This is a genomic window from Virgibacillus alimentarius, from assembly GCF_017874635.1.
Classification (GTDB): domain Bacteria; phylum Bacillota; class Bacilli; order Bacillales; family Amphibacillaceae; genus Virgibacillus_B; species Virgibacillus_B alimentarius.
Genome location: NZ_JAGIKX010000006.1, coordinates 42688 through 60455, shown reverse-complemented (window position 1 = coordinate 60455; position 17768 = coordinate 42688). Strand labels below are relative to the sequence as shown.

Sequence of the window (17768 nt, the reverse complement as noted above, 5' to 3'; positions counted from 1 at the left end):
TATGACTATTTTAGATAACATTTTAAGGCAAAAAGAAAAGGAAGTAGAATTACTGAGAAAGCAAACATTTGATAAAATAAATTTCAACAAAGACATAGCAAAAATTTCAGAAACATTTGCTCGTAATCTGCAGATGAATATCATTGCCGAAATCAAGCGTGCATCCCCTTCCAAAGGTGCGATTAATTCGAAGGTGGATCCTGTTATTCAGGCTCGAAAATATGAGTCCTCCGGAGCTGGTGCGATTTCTATCTTAACAGATAAAACATTTTTCAATGGTTCTATGGATGATTTACGAGCTGTACGCGAGGCAGTCAGCCTTCCCCTATTATGCAAGGATTTTATAATTGATAAAGTGCAGATTGATCAAGCAAAAGCAGCTGGAGCATCGATTATTCTGCTTATCGTAGCAGCATTGTCGGAATCTTCATTAAAGTCCCTCTATAACTATGCTGCAGAATTAGATCTGGAGGTGCTTTGTGAAGTACACAATGAGCATGAAATGGAGCGCGCAATTCATCTTGGAGCACCGATTATTGGTATTAATAATCGAGATTTAAAAACGTTTACTGTTGATCTAACAGTAACAAAAAAGCTCACTTCGATGGTGGAAAACCCAAAAACCATTCTTATTAGTGAAAGTGGAATTGCAACAAAAGAGGACGTTTACGAAGTTGCCGAACATGGCGCAAACGGTATTCTTGTCGGCGAAACATTGATGCGATCCGAAAATTTATCAAAAACGTTTTCCGATTTACAAATTCAAGTAAAAGAAGGAAATGTGAACAATGCTCGTTAAAATATGCGGTATAACAACAGAGGAAGCTGCGCGTCATGCATGTAAATCTGGTGCAGATTTTATTGGATTTGTATTCGCGGCAAGCAAACGGAAGATTAGTCCAGAGAATGCCGCTCGAATTGCAGCTACCCTTCCGCCCAAGGTGAAAAAAGTAGGCGTGTTTGTGAATGAAACAAGGGAAAACATTTTAAAAATTGCTGGAAAAGTTGACTTAGATGTCATTCAGCTCCATGGAGATGAGCCTGCTGAACTGGCTGCACGGCTTCCCTATCCAGTGATTAAAGCTTTTTCAATACAAAAGGAGGAAACTGGATTCATTCCATCTTACCCCTGTGATTACTATCTATTAGATAGCCCTGCTAGTGCATATCGCGGTGGAAACGGAGTGACATTTAACTGGAATTTAGTAAAAGAAACAAAAATACAACCAGATAAAGTGATGATAGCCGGAGGACTTTCCAAAGAAAATGTACAAGAAGCGATAGCGATAACAAATGCTGCTGGAGTAGACGTCTCAAGCGGCGTTGAAACAAATGGCGAAAAAGACTTAGAGAAAATGGAGCAATTCATTACAAAAGCTAAAAGAAAGGATGATTAGAATGTTGACATATACAATGCCAGACAAGGAAGGAAAATACGGAAATTACGGAGGTAGATTTGTTCCCGAGCTATTAATGCCTGCATTGCTTGAACTCGATAAGGCATACGAAGACGCGATGCAAGATCGAGCTTTTATAGAAGAACTAAATTATTATCTGAAAGATTATATAGGACGTGAAACACCACTATATTACGCAGAAAATTTATCTAAAAAGTTAGATGGCCCAAAAATTTATTTAAAACGAGAAGACCTGAACCATACGGGAGCCCACAAAATTAATAATACAATCGGTCAGTCCTTGTTAGCAAAAAGAATGGGAAAGAAAAAAGTTGTTGCTGAAACAGGTGCAGGTCAACATGGTGTAGCTACTGCAACAGTATGTGCTCTTCTTGGTCTTGAATGCATTGTATTTATGGGAGAAGAAGATATGCGCAGACAAAAGTTAAACGTATTTCGCATGGAACTTCTAGGAGCAAAAGTTGAAAGTGTATCACAAGGAAGCGGGACACTAAAGGATGCTGTTAACGAAGCATTACGTTATTGGGTTAGTCATGTTTCTGACACCCATTATATACTGGGATCAGTTGTCGGACCTCACCCATTTCCGAAAATTGTTCGCGATTTCCAATCAGTTATCGGCGAAGAAACAAAACAACAGCATAAAGAAAAAACAGGTTCCCTGCCAGATGCGGTTGTTGCTTGTGTAGGAGGTGGCAGTAACGCCTTGGGGATGTTTTACCCGTTTATCCAAGATGAGAATGTCAAACTTTACGGAGTTGAAGCTGGAGGCAACGGAATCGAGTCAGCAAAACATGCAGCAACGTTAACGGATGGGTCTGTGGGAGTCTTACACGGCACTATGACCTATTTATTACAGAATGACCATGGACAAATTCAAGAAGCATATTCCATTTCAGCCGGTCTTGACTACCCTGGTGTTGGTCCTGAACACAGCCATTTACACGAGATGAAACGTGTTACCTATGATTCTATTACGGATGAGGAAGCACTTGAAGCCTTCCAATATTTATCCCATGTGGAGGGGATCATTCCAGCTTTGGAAAGCGCACATGCTGTAGCCTATGCAATGAAACTAGCAAAACAAATGGATGACAATCAGTCTATCGTGATCTGTTTATCTGGTCGTGGCGATAAAGATGTCGAACAAGTTAAAGATGCATTGGAGGGGAAATAAATGAGTAAACAAATGTTAGACAAAGCGTTAGCAGACAAACGTAAAGCGGGAGAAAAAATATTTGTACCCTATATCATGGCTGGAGACGGAGGTTTAAATAATTTAGAAGAACGGCTAAATTTTCTTCAAGAATCAGGAGCTGCAGCTGTTGAACTCGGTGTTCCCTTTTCTGACCCAGTAGCAGATGGCCCTACAATACAAGAGTCTGGCCAACGATCCATTGCAAATGGAACAACCTTATCAGGAATTTTTGAAACATTACAAACGTTTAGGGAGAAACGAACATTACCTATTGTTTTTATGACCTACTTAAATCCAATTTATGCATACGGCATTGAAAAATTTGCAAAAAGCTGTGAAGAGGCTGGAGTTAGCGGAGTAATTATTCCTGATCTGCCAATGGAAGAAGAAGATTTACTCGCTAACCTCCTCAAACAGCATGCAGTAGCTTTCATACGTCTTGCAGCATTAACAAGTCCTAAAGAACGGCTTCGTGATATTGCTGCCCGAACAGAAGGTTTTCTTTATGCGGTATCTGTTAAAGGGACAACAGGAGCCAGATCGGCACATGAAAAAGAAGTTCACTCTTATTTACAGGAATTAAAGGAATTTACCTCTTTACCTGTCCTGGCAGGCTTTGGTGTATCCAATGCAGAACAGGCAAGGAAATTAGGAAGTGCTTGTGACGGTGTGATTGTCGGAAGTAAAATTGTGGATTTGCTTCATCACGGAAAGACAGAAGCGATTAAAGAGCTGATCCAAGGAGCAAGTGACAAGAAAAACATATCAGTAAATTAGTCTTTTACTATTTCATACACAAAAGTGCTGTTTTCTAAAAGGCACTTTTGTGTAATATAACAATAACTGGAAACCTTTGTTTATACATAAATCGCCTATTTATCACTCGCGCATTTTACGTGCTTCTTCATATTCTTCTTTTGTCAGTTCTCCTCTTTCATATTTTTCTCTTAATAGATCTAAAGAATCTTTTGCCGGATTTTTGCTTGCCCTAAAGCGAATAAGGATAATAACCAATACAACGAACACAATAATAGATAAAAAAATACGTATATAGCCTAGATTTAATATAGACATATTTTTTACCTCCTCTTCTACCTATACATTCCCACTAAATTAGGATTTCATGCAAACTCCTTGCATCCTCCTTCCCATGATTTTTCCGGACCGTTAATATGAGGAATAAATCACGCAAAGCATGGACTGTACTATAATAGAAAAGCTGAAGTTAATAACAAAAAGCATGCCGTCTATGTTAAAATAAGGAATAGTCTGTTACCTTTTAATCGTCTATAAAAGGCAGTTAAAATACATAGGAGGTGGAGCTTATTTTTGAAAAAGAAGAGTGGGGATTTATTGATACAGGGCACCTCGATGCTTCTGTAAATATGGCACTGGATGAATCTTTATTAAATTGGCATAGCAATGGGGAAATCCCTCCTACATTACGTTTTTATGGATGGTCAGCTCCCAGTCTTTCTGTCGGGCACTTTCAAAAAATAGAAAAGACCATTGATTTCTCTGCAATAGAGCGGCACAGCTGCCAATTTGTGCGTCGCTTAACTGGCGGCAGCGCTGTTTTGCATGATGATGAATTAACATATAGCCTAGTTGTTAGCGAAAATCATCCGTCCATTCCTAAATCAGTTCGTGAGGCCTATTATATCTTAACCAAAGGCATTCTAGAAGGTTATAAGAACTTAGGTATTCACGCGGAATATGCATATCCAGATAAGGAGTCCCTAAAAGATAGAACTGCTGTCTGTTTTGAAAAACCGGCATATTATGAAATGATTATTGATGGGAAAAAAATATCCGGCAATGCGCAAACACGGAAAAAAGGTGTATTGCTACAACATGGATCAATCCCGATGAGTATTGATGAAAACATGTTATTTGATTTATTTCTTTTTCCATCTGAAAAAGTCAAAAATCGCAAACGGGCTTCATTTTCCAAAAAGGCGATTGCTATCAATCAGATCACAAATAAAAAGCATACGTATGACATGTTGAAAGAATCCTTCTTTAAAGGGTTTCAAACAGGGCTAGATATTAAACTAAAGCCATTTACATTGTCTGAATCCAAATGGGAAGAAGTTCTTCAATTAGCAAAAGAAAAGTATACAGCTGATATATTAACATAAAATTTTTACTATCTTACTATTAAAGGAGTGTATATATAAAATGTCAAAGCAGGAAGAATACATACGCAAACCGGAATGGCTTAAAATAAAATTAAATACAAACAAATCATATACTGGGTTAAAGAAATTAATGCGCGACAAAAAATTAAACACGGTATGTGAGGAAGCAAGATGCCCAAACATCCATGAATGCTGGAGTGAGCGCAAAACGGCAACTTTCATGATTTTAGGAGATACGTGTACACGTGGCTGCAGATTCTGTGCAGTAAAAACCGGACTTCCGAACGAACTTGATTGGGGAGAACCTGAACGTGTAGCAGACTCTGTAGAAATAATGGGATTGAAGCACGTTGTTGTTACGGCCGTTGCTAGGGATGACTTAAATGATGGTGGAGCAGCTGTTTTCGCAGAAACTGTTCGCGCAATCCGCCGAAAAAATCCTGGATGTACCATTGAAATCTTGCCTTCTGATATGAAAGGCGACTATGAAAGCTTACACACATTAATGGACAGTGAACCAGACATCTTTAATCACAACATTGAAACCGTTAGAAGACTGACAAAACGCGTTCGGGCTCGGGCAATGTATGACAGATCATTAACTCTCCTGCAGCGCGTAAAAGAGATTGCACCAAATACACCAACAAAATCAAGCATCATGGTTGGACTAGGTGAAGAAAAAGAGGAAATTGTTCAAGCAATGGATGATTTATTAGCACATGACGTTGATATCATGACGATTGGCCAATACTTGCAACCTACAAAAAAGCATTTAAATGTAGAGCGTTATTATCATCCTGATGAATTTGCTGAACTGAAAAAGATTGCTTTAGAAAAAGGGTTCCGTCACTGTGAGGCTGGTCCACTAGTAAGATCTTCCTATCACGCTGATGAGCAAGTTAACCAAGCATCTGCTCAACGCAGAATTAAATATATGAAGGGCTACGAAAATCAAGAAAATAAAACAGTAGATTTCACATTTTAAAAATTTCCTAACAAAAAATAGGAGCAGACTTATTATAGGTTTGTTCCTATTTTTGATTTATGCATTAATTACGAGATTCGTTAATCAAACGTATGATCAATAAAACTTCTTCTTTCGTTTAGTTTCCTGAAAGATGGACAAATTATTAACAACAAACTTTTGAGGAGGTTAAAATAACATGAGGAAAAATTCACTACTTATAACAATGCTTATACTCTCTTTAACTTTGATAGCCTGCGGTACACAAGGGGATCCAACTGAAGAAAATGCTAATACGAATCAAAAAAACGAAGGAGCCGTGGATAATGATGATAATGCAGATGATATGAATTATGAGAACAATGGCACTGCCAATAATGAAAATTTGGACGCCACATCCCCTGATGATATGAAACAAAAAATGGATGAATTAGCTTATACACGCTTTGAACTAAGCGTTGAATATGAAGGCGATAAAGAGTACGAAGCAAGTATCGAACAAGAAGCCAATGGAATGGAAGCAGACTTAGAAGACGATGTAAACGGTTTACAATCAAGCGGAGAGGAAGCCTTCAATAAAATCTTCCCTAGATTGAAAAAGCTTATGATTGATCAAAATACAAACAAAAATAATGCTATTAAAGAAGCTCTAAAAGCTTTCGATTTAGACCCTGATTATCAAAAATTTGAACTAGAAATATCCTTTGAAAACGGAAAAAATGTCGAATTTGAAGACAAAGTATAAATACATCTAAAAAAGCATAAAACATGGTGTCGATATTTCCCGGGAAATGACAAAACACGCCGTACCTATTTCATGGTTTATGGCGTGCTTCTTTTCTTCATTATGGAAGCAATGAAAGTAAAGGTGTCTTATTGAAGGGAAACTAGTGATCAGTTAACTTCCCTAGCAGAGTTATCATGAGTTGTATCAATCTATTACAAGACTTGTTTAGATTTATTATATAAATTATGCGATTATTACAGCTTTGTTTTGGCTTATTGCTCAATACATTCACATCATTTTTATATATGTACATGGATAACTTGCTCATATTTACTAGAATTAGACTATTATACAACCATTAATTAATCCTTCTCATATAGTATTAATGTATCAAATAACAAAAGGAGGTTTTTTAATGGGATATTATCGTGAAAAGTTTCGTCGTCATCAAGAACCCGTTCATCACCATGAACATGGGCACAGCCATTGTTGCAATAGCCAATGCCAGTGTTCTAAACAAGAAAGCTGTGTATGTGACACCGTTAAAAAGATTATACGCGAACAGGATCGAGTAACAGAAGAAAATGAAAATTGCTGTTCTACAGGTTGTGAACAATCAATTAAAGATTTGCTTTCACCTAATCGCAATAGAAATAATTTTACAACAGTACCATTCATGCTTTATTGCAAAGGCAATTGTGATGTGTTTAAAGCAAAAGGAGTTACAAAAGACTGGAACTTTATTTGTGTAGAGTCCAGCATTTTCAAAGCTAAAAGGTTTGTCAAAGGCGGATCTGGGTGCTGTGTAGAATTAGAACTACTAGAGTTTCAACAACGAGCACATCATGGACACCACGATCACCATGATCATCATGATCATCATGAACACCATGATTATCACAACCATCCTCACTATGATGATTGTTTTTCTGTGGTACCACCAAATAACAGTGGGAAACTTATAGAAACAGGCATCTGTATAACAGTTGACTTGCATTCCTTTAACGGAATCGCTTGCCTGCCTGCAACAAAACCTCTTGCAAGATAATATCTGTTTAAAACTGACTAGTGCTCCCTTGCCCTAGTCAGTTTATTTTGAGCAAATAAAAGGAAAAAGTTTATTACTGCTTATATAATACATGAAAGAGGTGAGAGCATGAGGGAATTTCAACATATTTCATCATTAGCAAAGATTGAACAATTTATTTCGCAAAATCAGCTTTCTTTTTTATTTATATCACAGACCAATTGCAGTGTATGCAAAGGATTGCTGCCCCAGATGAAACAATTGATGTCTAAGTATCCAAAAATTCAATTAGGTTATATCGATGCGAGTGAAGTAGAAGCCGTTGCGGGTCGCTTTTCCGTATTTACTGCTCCTGTATTACTCCTCTTTGTTGATGGCAAGGAATATATACGTGAGGCTCGCATTGTTCATTTGCAACGCTTAGAAGAAAAGATAGATAAAATATATGAAAACCTAGTAGGCTGAACCCAAAACAACATATTTTCCATAGAAAGGTTAGTAAAATAAACCATCTTCAGCCTTTAATATGCATACGTGTATCATTAACGGCATACGTATAGAGGGTACATATTTGATAAACGAATGTATTAAATAAATAAGAAAAGAGGTAAAAAATGAGAATATTAATAGTTGGTGCCAGTGGCACTATTGGAAAAGAAATTAAAAAGGAATTAGAAAAAGAACATGAAATTATTTGCGCAGGCCGTAATGGTGCAGATGTAACTGTAGATATAACATCGCCCGACAGCATTAAAAAAATGTATGAATAAGTAGGTAAAATTGATGCCGTTGTAAATGCAGCCGGTGGTGCAACTTTCGCTTCCGTTTCTGAATTGACACCAGAACTTAATGAGAAAGGTATCGAGAGTAAATTAAAAGGACAAATCAACCTGGTACTTTTAGGTTTAAATAATGTAAATGATAATGGAAGCTTCACATTAACTACCGGCATCATGATGGATGACCCTATTCCTCAAGGTGCTTCAGCCGCAATGGCGAATGGCGGTGTAAAATCATTTGTAAAAGCATCTTCCATTGAAATGCCAAGAGGAATACGGATAAACAGTGTAAGCCCCAATGCAGTGGAAGAATCTTGGGAGAGGTTGGAGCCTTTTTTTCTCGGATTTGAACCTGTACCTGCCCACCGTGTAGCACTTGCTTTTAAGAAAAGTGTTTGTGGTGCTCAAACTGGACAAAATTATGAAGTGTATTAACAGAGGGACGCTTGTCTCTTTGCTAAAAGCATGGAGGCAGGTGTTTTTTACTTGTGGTTTTCTATAACTTCTTCTTTTTAATACCAACTCCCTTCCTACCTATAACAAATCGTTCTTTCTTCCTTCAAAGAATATGCTAAACTAATAGACAAGCTTAAAATCAGAAAAGGGAGAACGAAAACATGAAATTGGTTTCTTGGAATGTGAATGGACTTCGGGCTTGTGTGCGGAAAGGTTTTATGGATTATTTTCATAAAATAAATGCAGATATATTCTGCGTGCAAGAAATTAAATTACAATCCGGTCAAATCACGTTAGATTTAGAAAACTATCATCAGTACTGGAATTATGCGGTAAGAAAAGGGTATTCCGGAACAGCTGTATTTACAAAGCAAAAGCCATTATCTGTTCATTATGGCCTTGGCGAAAATAATTCACAAGACGAAGGACGTATTATTACACTTGAATTTGAACGTTTTTATCTAGTCAATGTGTATACACCAAATTCACAACGGGATTTGGCAAGGCTGGATGTGCGTATGGCTTGGGAAGATGCATTTTTTAATCACATTAAAGCGTTGGATGAAATCAAACCTGTTATTCTATGTGGTGACTTTAATGTAGCACACCAGGAGATTGACTTAAAAAATTTTAAAACAAACCGCGGTAATTCCGGATTCACCGTGGAAGAACGCAGCAAGATGTCCAACTTACTTGCATCCGGCTTTATTGATAGTCTACGCTATTTCTATCCAGATACGGAAGGGCTATATACCTGGTGGTCCTACATGAAAACAGTAAGAGAAAGAAATATTGGATGGCGTATTGATTATTTTATTGTTTCAGAAAGGTTAGCAGAAAGATTAAAAGACTCACAAATCCACGCAGGAGTCATGGGAAGTGACCATTGCCCGATTGCACTGGAAATAAATATTCCTGCCTCCTGTTAATAATGTAACCATTTGTTCATACTCCGTTCATATTTGATATATAAACTATAAATATAATGCGAATAAAACCTATTGATATAAATAAACAAAAAGGAGGAAACATTTTGAATAAATATAGTAAACTATTACTTCGATTTTCAGCCCTATTTGCATTGGTAGGGGCATTTTTAGGATCACATATGGCTGGAGCGGGCAGTCTTGCTTTTAAATCCGTACATGCACATATACTTGTTGTTGGCTGGTTAACATTATTTGCATGGGCAGTTTTCTATAAACTATTCACCCCCGCTAATACAATTATTGCAACGCTACATGTATGGTCAGCCATTATTGGAGCAATTGGTTTAACCGTTGGAATGTGGTTTTATTATGTAAAACCATTTGGAATGGAAGGTGCTATGCCAACCGTTTTCTTTATCGTTGGTGGAACGATTTTATTATTAAGCTTTGTATTTTTTGCAATTCTAACATTTATGAAAACGCAAGAAGAAAATAATTAAGTGATCAAAGATATTGCTACTCTAAAAAGACCAGTCCCACTATCGACTGGTCTATTCCTACATCTTTTTACTATTGCCTTTTCAACTTCTGAAAATAGTCAATCAATCCTAATGCACAAACCTTCATATCCAAATTAAGAATCACATAAACATCATGTTTATCAGACACATGTAATGTTTTTAAGTAACTCCTGACTCTTTGAAGCATTCGCTCGGAAAGTTCATCATACCCCTTCCCTTCTTCTATTGCCTGTTCACCTAACTCTACATATTCATCTATCCACTTAGAAGCTTGATTTAATGCAAGGTTTACTTTATCTGTCATCCCAAAATGTCCATAGTAAATTTTATCAACATTCATATTCCTTATTCGTTCTATTGATGTATGCATTGCATCTGGATCAAAATGATTAGGGGAAGTACTCGGTAAAAATAAGTCAATTCCCTCACGTGCTAATTGCTTATAATAAACACCGACCGTATCACCTACAAAAATACCATTGCTTAATGGATCAAAAATACTAAAGTGATGTCTTGAGTGACCGGGTGTATCCATAAATTCTAGTGTACAATTTGTCCCAATTTGGAGCGTATCTCCTTCCCCTTTAATAAGTAAACGATCCTCCGGTATCGGAAGAATCGGCTCAAACAATTCTTCAAAGCTGTCGCCATAAACTGCTCTTGCTCCTGCTGCTAATTTCTTTGGATCAACAAGATGTCTTGCGCCCCTTGGATGAACAACGACAGTAGCGTTTGGACAATCCTTCAATAGCACCCCAGCACCTCCAGAATGATCCAAATGAATATGAGTAACAATGATATACTTCACATCATTTAATGAAAACCCCAAGGATGTTAACCCTTTCTTTACATATTTTATCGATGGACTGGGTCCGGTTTCCACCAGAGTCAGTGCTTCTTCATCAATAACATATGTACCCGTACGTGCAGGAATACCCATATCAAATCCGTCGATCAAATGAATTCGATTACCTAAGTAAATTGGCTCTTTCTCTCGCATAACAAATCCTCCCATCAAATGACATACTAATTTTATTAATACAACAGATTATCCTACCAAAACAGATACAAGCCACGGCGCTGCATATAATACCATAAATTGGACACCATAATTAACACCCCAGCGATGTAGAATTCCAGCAACTAAACTGATCAATAAAACACCACCAATGTTAATCCATCCTGCATCCATAAAGGAAAGCATTAATACGAGCCCAAAAAACAGGCCAAGCATTGCTTCGTGTGGTATATATTTAAACACAAATGCACAAATTTGTTGTGAATACTTTATTGTAATATAGAATGTAAAACCAATCGCAATTATCGAGCCGATAACTGTTGCTATGATAAAATCACTCATCGACAATAAGTGATGCAGGTTATTTTCCAGTGTAAATACTGGCGGGGCATTAAACAATGCACTTCCCGGACCAATTGCTGTTGGAGACAAGGGAACACCTAGTGCAATTAAAGGGACTAATGTACCTGAAATATATGCGGCGTTCGTTAACCCATCCATACTTGAAATAGCTCTGGCTGCTCTTTTTATTGGATCTTTCACCCTGCTTGATAATGTTTCTCCCAAAAATATCGTCATCCCTACTGGACTCATGAAAAAGGTAAGTACGCCCATAACAGAGGCAAAGGAAGTGGTCCCGATTTCTTTTTTATCTAAAATTTTAAATGGGTTAGGAAATCCTTTTTCTACTTTATGCTTATTAACCCTTATTTCTTTTTTATTATGACGCGGTAGCTTTTTTCGAATATCCTTATTTAGTAATTCAAATAGTTTTAAAATAACAGGGCCAATCGTAATTCCCAGAAAGAAGGATGTAAACACTGTTGTATCTTCTGGTACCGCCCCTATCCCCCAGTATAAATGACGTAATCCCTGAATAAGTAAAGCGAAAGGAACAATAGATACTAACGCGAGGATGCGGTTTTTTGTCATAAGTGCTAAAAATACTGCTCCACCAAAAAATATTTGATTGGAATAATCTGTTATTACATCGGCTAAGGGGGCGATTAGGCTTGCTAAAACCAAACTCATTGGCACCGCGATAATCGTACCTATTACAGATCCTGATGCCATTTTTCGAATGCTTAAGTCAGGCACTCCATGTTTTTTCAGCACCATCGCATGCTCCACCATCGGAGCTGACATAACGCCACCAGGTATTCCCGCTATCGCCACAGGAATGGAATCGGTTAGTTTTTTAGCAACAATAGCTGAAATAAAAAACGTTAAAATAACAATTGGTTCAAATCCCGCTAGAACTAACACAAGCGTTACTGGTGCAAGTACTGCAGTTTCATCTGTTCCAGGCGCTATTCCAATAACTGTATATAATACTGCACCAGCGATAGCAGCAGCAATCATTTCCATAATTAAAATGGCATCCATAACTACTTCTCCTCATCCATCATTTGAAATGTACGTTTTGGTTTTATAATCACACTGCTGATAATGAAACCAATTATTGCTCCAATTAATCCAAAAATTAATGGTTTCGGCGGAGTATCCGGAGCAATTAAATAACCCCCTAGTGTTGTAATACTACTGATTATTAAACTTATTAATAAATCTTTAATATTTACTACGTCTTCCCAAATTTCAACGTTTTCTTTCACTTCATTTTTTTCACTCGATGGTCCCGAATCGTTCACCATAAAGGTTTACCTCCTTTTATTCCTCAAGCTGTTTAAACCAGTTCCCGGATCTGAAAACAAATATCAAAATAATTATTGTGAATAACACAGTTAGTAATTCAATAATTAGCACATTTGAAAGAAGTCCTGCTTGGTAAAAGGCTGCAGGAAGGTTGAAGACTGCATGAGCTAAAACAGCATAAACTAAATACTGAATCTTTTTGCTTTTTACTCCATACAAAACTAGGATAGATAAAGCAATATGCAAAGCTATTGCACATAATCTTTCTACCGGGCCTAACATCATCATATATGGTGATGCAGCTATTAATTGTTCTTTTATAGGCATGAGAACTTCTTTTATGCTATCATTTGTTAACAGTTGGTCAAATGTACCGGCATTAATTTGAAAGGCAAAAATAATCATACTTAAATTAGATAATCCTAATATAAGTATGGACTCGACTCCGCCATGCCCAATTCCAAAAGCTAGGCCATCTTTCCATTTCCGGTATCTCTTCAAAGCGAATCGCATCATTATATATCTTCCGACTTCTTCAAAAATACCCGCCATGAAAACAGTGTATGGAATAAATACCCATGCATTTTCAATAAAAGAGGCCATTGTAGCGCTATTCAAAATATATCCATTAATGATACCTTCTAAAATTTGAACAAAGAGAATAAATGTTAGAGCACCAAATAAAACTACTTTCATGGATATGTCATACTTCTTTTTAAAAAGAAAGAAAAGAAAAATTGGAATGAGAACTGATAAACACATCGTTATAATCAACACTGTTATTGTTATTTGACTAACCACCCGATCACCTTCTCTTCATTATATATAAGCTAAAATCAATATACCATTTTTTAATCTAAGGTTACATCATACATCCATATTATTTTAAAAACCTTTGATTTCCAAAAATTATCGGTTGGTTTTTACTTTTTCCTCATGTAGGCTAAATAAACAAGTTAAAAACACGCAAAATTTCTATGAATTTTTGAAATCTCTTCACATATTCTTAAAGGGAATAACTTTCATAGATAGATATATATTTATTATTTTTATTCTTGCATATTAATTATTTCTGGAGTATAATGTAAAATTAGGAAAATTATTTTTTATAGGGAAGATCAAATTTGAGGTGGATACAATGAAAAAAATTCTTTCTTCGAAAATGGGGTTCTTTAGTGTTGCAGTTGTCCTATTATGGTTGAAATCGTATCTAATATATTTAACAGCTTTTAACTTAGACATCGAAAATGAAGTACAACAATTTTTATTATTTTTCAATCCACTTAGCTCGGCACTCATTTTCCTTGGCATTGCATTATTCGCTAAAGGAAAACGTGCAGGAATATGGATCATTATCATTGATACGCTGATGAGCTTTCTTTTATATGCTAACGTTGTGTTCTACCGTGCTAATAATGACTTTATAACAATACCAATGTTAACTCAGACTAGTAATTTCGGAAGCTTGGGTGGAAGTATTGCTAGTTTAGTAGAATGGTATGATCTTTTATATATTGTTGATATCGTTATTTTAATCGCTGTTTTTGTTTGGACTAGAAAGAGCTGGTCATCCGAACGTATGAAAATCAAAAAACCTTTACTGGTTCTTGCAGCTGGTGTTATTACTTTTGCTGTGAACCTTGGACTAGCAGAAGCTGACCGTCCGCAATTATTGAAGCGTACGTTTGACCGTAATTACATTGTCAAATATCTGGGAACTTACAACTTTACAATATATGATGGCATTCAAAGCTTAAAGTCATCCACGCAACGTGTTTTGGCAGACAGCAGTGATATTACAGAGGTTGAAAATTATACAAAAAATAAATATGCTGAACCAAATCCCGACTTATTTGGGGTTGCTGAAGGTAAAAATATCATTAAAATTCATTTAGAATCGTTTCAATCTTTTCTTATTGATTATAAATTACACGGTGAAGAAGTAACACCATTCTTAAATTCTTTGGTTCATGACCAGGAAAAAAACTTCACTTATTTTGATAACTTTTTCCATCAAACAGAACAAGGAAAAACTGCTGATGCTGAACTTATTATGGATACTTCCTTGTATGGATTACCACAAGGAGCTGCTTTTGTAACAAAAGGTAATAATACCTACCAAGCATTACCAGCTATCTTAAAACAACAGCAAGGGTATCAAAGTCAAGTATTTCATGGAGATAACAAGACATTTTGGAACCGTGATGAAGTATATAAAGAATTCGGTATAGATGAATTTTACGATTCAAGTTATTATGATATGAGTGATGAGCAAGTTATTAACTATGGCTTAAAAGATAAACCTTTCTTTGAGGAATCCATGCCAATGCTCAAATCGCTTGAGGAGCCATTTTATTCACATTTGATGACTCTTACACACCATCACCCATATTTAATTGATGAAGAAGATGCAACAATTGACCCTGCAGAAACTGGTGACGGTTCTGTTGACCGTTACTTCCAAACAGCTCGTTATTTAGACGAATCATTAGAACAATTCTTTGATGACCTAAAAGAAGCAGGACTATATGAAGATTCTATTATTATGATATATGGTGACCATTATGGCATTTCAGAAAATCATAATCGAGCAATGGAAGAGTTACTGGGTGAAGAAATTACGAAATTTAAAAATGCACAATTACAACGCGTTCCGTTTATGATTAAAGTTCCCGGAGTAGAAGGAAAAGGCACTGTTCACGAATATTCCGGACAAATGGATGTTATGCCAACATTACTTCATTTACTTGGAATTGATGCCCAAGACTACATTCAATTTGGAACAGATTTATTCTCCAAGGATCATAAAGAATTTGTACCTTTCCGTAATGGTGACTTTATTACACCAGAATACAGTTTTATAAAAGGTAATTACTATGACAATGATACGGGTGAGGTAATCGAAGAACCAACTGATAAAATGAAAGAACAAGAAAAAGGGGTTCAACGCGAATTGAGCCTTTCAGATAAAGTTCTCTTAGGTGACCTGTTACGATTCTATACACCTACAGAAGATTGGGAACCCGTTGATCCTACGCAATATCATTATGGCAACGATGAACCTGTGGAAAAAGAAGATAAAAACAATGATGAGAATATAGAAGAAAATGAAGATGATAAAGAAACGAAAGATACAGATGAAAATTCTTCGACTAAAAAGAATTAATTAGAAAGAAGTAATCATGGACACACATTGTTTCCGTTGATTACTTCTTTTCTATTTGAGTGCGTGAATATGAAATGATCATCGTTTTGTTTTCCCTATAACTATATAACAAAAGGAGCAATCAGTATATAACAATACTTCATTGCTCCTTTTTTGTATGATTTATCTATCTTCTCATGCCGGACAGTGCTGTTTTTCCGCAAGTCGTTGAATCATCGGCATCGTACCGATATCCATATTTCCACCACTTACAATAATACCACAATGCCTTGACTTAATTTGTTCATTATAAGCGAATAAAGCTGCTAATGCTGCAGCTCCAGCACCTTCCATCAGTGCCTTATTACGTTCTAGCATATATACAATGGCCGATGCTATTTCCTCATCTGTTACTGTTACAATATTATCGACGTATTCCCGTATGATTGGCAGTGTATATTTACCTGGCTGCTTTACTGCAATTCCCTCAGCAATTGTGTTTACCGTTTTTAATTTCTTTAGGCGATCTGAATGGTAACTTTCATACATTGCTGATGCCTCACGTGCTTGGACGCCAATGACTTTGATATTGCGATTTACATGTTTAGCGGCTACTGCAATCCCGCTAATTAATCCGCCTCCACCGATTGGAACAATAATCGTATCAATGCGGTCTTCTTGTTTTAGCATTTCCATAGCCATTGTTCCTTGTCCTGCCATTACATCATAATCGTCAAATGGATGAATATAAACTGCACCACTTTGCAATTGATGTTTTAAAGAAGCTTCATATGCCTCTTGAAATGAATCTCCTGTTAGAACAACATTTGCTCCATACGCTCTTGTTGCATTCACTTTCGCAAGAGGGGTGCGCTCAGCCATAAATATCGTTGCTTTTGCTCCTAGTTTTGCGGCTGCATGTGCGACACCTTGTGCATGATTTCCAGCTGAAGCTGTTATAACGCCACGCTTTAGCTGTTCACCCGATAGCTGCATAAGCTTAAAGCTTGCACCCCTAAATTTAAATGCGCCTGTTTTTTGTTGGTTTTCCATTTTAAAATAAATGTTCTTTCCAACGATTTTATTTGTTGTTTCTGATGTCATTAGTGGTGTTCGGTGAACGATAGGTGCTAATTTCCCCATCGCAGTATAAACTTTTTCACCAGTTAAGAAATCCCCAATGATTTCACACTCCCATTTTCTTAAACGTTATTTTTTTCGTAGGCATCAATCTTTTCCTGATGCTGTAGTGTTAATGCTATTTCATCCCAACCATTAATAAGTTTTTCTTTATGATAGGAAGGAATATCAAAATATACTTTCTGTTGATCTTCATCAATAATATATTGATTCACTAGATCAACAGTTAAAGTTAGCTTCTTTCTTTCCGCCTGGTCCATCCATTGATCTAACTGGGCCATCTTTAATTGTATCGGAATAATACCATTTTTTAAAGCGTTGTTATAAAATATATCTGCAAAACTTGGAGCTATTATAACTCTAAAGCCATAATCCAACAGAGCCCAAGGGGCATGCTCGCGAGAGGATCCACATCCGAAATTTTCCCCTGCCAGTAAGATCGATGCATTGTTATATATTGAATGATTCAGGGAAAAGTCAAACTTTTTATTCCCTTGATCATCGAAGCGCCAATGATAAAATAAAAACTGGCCAAACCCTTTACGTTCGATACGCTTTAGAAACTGTTTTGGTATGATTTGGTCCGTATCTATATTTGCCCGATTAATCGGATAAACAAGACCTTGATGTTTTTGAATTGGTTCCATTTATC

19 protein-coding genes and 1 pseudogene are annotated in these 17768 nt (G+C 36.5%); 13 read left to right on the top strand and 7 right to left on the bottom strand.

Going from position 1 to position 17768, the window contains the following annotated elements; translation table 11 throughout:
• Nucleotide 1: 1 nt before the first annotated feature.
• From trpC to trpA, 4 genes are read left to right on the top strand one after another with little or no spacing between them, the layout of a single operon-like run.
• Nucleotides 2-799: an indole-3-glycerol phosphate synthase TrpC gene (gene trpC / locus J2Z81_RS05800; protein ID WP_029269125.1), complete on the top strand. Its 798-nt coding sequence runs from the start codon at nt 2-4 to the stop codon at nt 797-799.
• Entirely contained in the window at nt 789-1397 is a 609-nt protein-coding gene (locus tag J2Z81_RS05795) for a phosphoribosylanthranilate isomerase (protein WP_029269123.1), read from the top strand. The genes trpC and J2Z81_RS05795 overlap by 11 nt, the downstream gene beginning before the upstream one ends.
• Before the next feature lie 4 nt (nt 1398-1401).
• Nucleotides 1402-2595 (top strand): tryptophan synthase subunit beta, encoded by a 1194-nt coding sequence (gene trpB, locus J2Z81_RS05790; protein ID WP_226370915.1) that lies wholly within the window; start codon nt 1402-1404, stop codon nt 2593-2595.
• Complete coding sequence (gene trpA / locus J2Z81_RS05785; RefSeq protein ID WP_226370903.1) at nt 2596-3393, top strand: tryptophan synthase subunit alpha; 798 nt, start codon at nt 2596-2598, stop codon at nt 3391-3393.
• 102 nt (nt 3394-3495) lie between these two features.
• Here trpA and J2Z81_RS05780 read toward each other — a convergent pair whose 3' ends face one another.
• Entirely contained in the window at nt 3496-3690 is a 195-nt protein-coding gene (locus tag J2Z81_RS05780) for an SHOCT domain-containing protein (RefSeq protein WP_029269117.1), read from the bottom strand.
• Nucleotides 3691-3941: 251 nt separating this feature from the next.
• Between J2Z81_RS05780 and J2Z81_RS05775 the strand changes: the two genes are divergently transcribed.
• From J2Z81_RS05775 to J2Z81_RS05740, 8 genes and pseudogenes are all read left to right on the top strand, one after another.
• Nucleotides 3942-4757, top strand: a complete 816-nt coding sequence (locus J2Z81_RS05775; RefSeq protein ID WP_029269115.1) for a lipoate--protein ligase family protein — start codon at nt 3942-3944, stop codon at nt 4755-4757.
• A gap of 40 nt (nt 4758-4797) precedes the next feature.
• Entirely contained in the window at nt 4798-5742 is a 945-nt protein-coding gene (gene lipA, locus J2Z81_RS05770; protein ID WP_029269113.1) for a lipoyl synthase, read from the top strand.
• A 178-nt stretch (nt 5743-5920) separates the two neighbouring features.
• Entirely contained in the window at nt 5921-6466 is a 546-nt protein-coding gene (locus J2Z81_RS05765; RefSeq protein ID WP_051681454.1) for a YusW family protein, read from the top strand.
• Between the two features lie 397 nt (nt 6467-6863).
• On the top strand, nt 6864-7496 hold the full coding sequence (locus J2Z81_RS05760; RefSeq protein WP_226370902.1) for a CotY/CotZ family spore coat protein: 633 nt from the start codon (nt 6864-6866) through the stop codon (nt 7494-7496).
• A gap of 108 nt (nt 7497-7604) precedes the next feature.
• Complete coding sequence (locus J2Z81_RS05755; RefSeq protein ID WP_029269106.1) at nt 7605-7940, top strand: thioredoxin family protein; 336 nt, start codon at nt 7605-7607, stop codon at nt 7938-7940.
• Nucleotides 7941-8089: 149 nt separating this feature from the next.
• Nucleotides 8090-8689 (top strand): annotated as a pseudogene (locus tag J2Z81_RS05750) (short chain dehydrogenase).
• Between the two features lie 182 nt (nt 8690-8871).
• Nucleotides 8872-9639 carry an exodeoxyribonuclease III gene (locus tag J2Z81_RS05745; protein WP_029269102.1) on the top strand — a complete coding sequence of 256 codons (768 nt, stop codon included), beginning with the start codon at nt 8872-8874 and terminating at the stop codon, nt 9637-9639.
• Between the two features lie 104 nt (nt 9640-9743).
• The gene (locus tag J2Z81_RS05740) at nt 9744-10139 is read left to right on the top strand and encodes a hypothetical protein (RefSeq protein ID WP_029269100.1); all 396 of its coding nucleotides are present in this window, start codon (nt 9744-9746) and stop codon (nt 10137-10139) included.
• A 70-nt stretch (nt 10140-10209) separates the two neighbouring features.
• Here the strand turns inward: J2Z81_RS05740 and J2Z81_RS05735 are convergent, their stop codons facing one another.
• Genes J2Z81_RS05735 through J2Z81_RS05720 form a run of 4 tightly spaced genes read right to left on the bottom strand, consistent with a single transcriptional unit; the run spans nt 10210 to nt 13632 of the window.
• Complete coding sequence (locus J2Z81_RS05735) at nt 10210-11160, bottom strand: MBL fold metallo-hydrolase (protein WP_226370901.1); 951 nt, start codon at nt 11158-11160, stop codon at nt 10210-10212.
• 48 nt (nt 11161-11208) lie between these two features.
• Nucleotides 11209-12564, bottom strand: a complete 1356-nt coding sequence (locus tag J2Z81_RS05730) for a tripartite tricarboxylate transporter permease (protein ID WP_029269096.1) — start codon at nt 12562-12564, stop codon at nt 11209-11211.
• Nucleotides 12565-12566: 2 nt separating this feature from the next.
• Nucleotides 12567-12830 carry a hypothetical protein gene (locus tag J2Z81_RS05725; protein WP_029269094.1) on the bottom strand — a complete coding sequence of 88 codons (264 nt, stop codon included), beginning with the start codon at nt 12828-12830 and terminating at the stop codon, nt 12567-12569.
• Between the two features lie 16 nt (nt 12831-12846).
• Nucleotides 12847-13632, bottom strand: a complete 786-nt coding sequence (locus J2Z81_RS05720) for a YhfC family intramembrane metalloprotease (RefSeq protein ID WP_226370900.1) — start codon at nt 13630-13632, stop codon at nt 12847-12849.
• Nucleotides 13633-13969: 337 nt separating this feature from the next.
• On the opposite strand from J2Z81_RS05720, the gene J2Z81_RS05715 reads away from it, so the two are divergent.
• Nucleotides 13970-15997: an LTA synthase family protein gene (locus tag J2Z81_RS05715; protein WP_226370899.1), complete on the top strand. Its 2028-nt coding sequence runs from the start codon at nt 13970-13972 to the stop codon at nt 15995-15997.
• A 174-nt stretch (nt 15998-16171) separates the two neighbouring features.
• Here the strand turns inward: J2Z81_RS05715 and ilvA are convergent, their stop codons facing one another.
• Together ilvA and leuD are read right to left on the bottom strand one after the other, a co-directional pair.
• A complete protein-coding gene (ilvA, locus tag J2Z81_RS05710) occupies nt 16172-17119 on the bottom strand; it encodes a threonine ammonia-lyase (protein ID WP_029269087.1) in 948 nt (315 codons plus the stop codon).
• A gap of 59 nt (nt 17120-17178) precedes the next feature.
• A complete protein-coding gene (leuD, locus tag J2Z81_RS05705; protein WP_029269085.1) occupies nt 17179-17763 on the bottom strand; it encodes a 3-isopropylmalate dehydratase small subunit in 585 nt (194 codons plus the stop codon).
• Nucleotides 17764-17768 lie beyond the last annotated feature (5 nt).

Coding starts and splice junctions, on each gene's coding strand:
- J2Z81_RS05730 (WP_029269096.1), bottom strand. CDS start 12,564: ATGGATGCCATTTTAATTATGGAAATGATTGCTGCTGCTATCGCTGGT.
- lipA (WP_029269113.1), top strand. CDS start 4,798: ATGTCAAAGCAGGAAGAATACATACGCAAACCGGAATGGCTTAAAATA.
- trpC (WP_029269125.1), top strand. CDS start 2: ATGACTATTTTAGATAACATTTTAAGGCAAAAAGAAAAGGAAGTAGAA.
- J2Z81_RS05765 (WP_051681454.1), top strand. CDS start 5,921: ATGAGGAAAAATTCACTACTTATAACAATGCTTATACTCTCTTTAACT.
- J2Z81_RS05760 (WP_226370902.1), top strand. CDS start 6,864: ATGGGATATTATCGTGAAAAGTTTCGTCGTCATCAAGAACCCGTTCAT.
- J2Z81_RS05725 (WP_029269094.1), bottom strand. CDS start 12,830: ATGGTGAACGATTCGGGACCATCGAGTGAAAAAAATGAAGTGAAAGAA.
- J2Z81_RS05795 (WP_029269123.1), top strand. CDS start 789: ATGCTCGTTAAAATATGCGGTATAACAACAGAGGAAGCTGCGCGTCAT.
- J2Z81_RS05755 (WP_029269106.1), top strand. CDS start 7,605: ATGAGGGAATTTCAACATATTTCATCATTAGCAAAGATTGAACAATTT.
- J2Z81_RS05715 (WP_226370899.1), top strand. CDS start 13,970: ATGAAAAAAATTCTTTCTTCGAAAATGGGGTTCTTTAGTGTTGCAGTT.
- leuD (WP_029269085.1), bottom strand. CDS start 17,763: ATGGAACCAATTCAAAAACATCAAGGTCTTGTTTATCCGATTAATCGG.
- J2Z81_RS05745 (WP_029269102.1), top strand. CDS start 8,872: ATGAAATTGGTTTCTTGGAATGTGAATGGACTTCGGGCTTGTGTGCGG.
- J2Z81_RS05780 (WP_029269117.1), bottom strand. CDS start 3,690: ATGTCTATATTAAATCTAGGCTATATACGTATTTTTTTATCTATTATT.
- J2Z81_RS05735 (WP_226370901.1), bottom strand. CDS start 11,160: ATGCGAGAGAAAGAGCCAATTTACTTAGGTAATCGAATTCATTTGATC.
- ilvA (WP_029269087.1), bottom strand. CDS start 17,119: ATGGGGAAATTAGCACCTATCGTTCACCGAACACCACTAATGACATCA.
- trpA (WP_226370903.1), top strand. CDS start 2,596: ATGAGTAAACAAATGTTAGACAAAGCGTTAGCAGACAAACGTAAAGCG.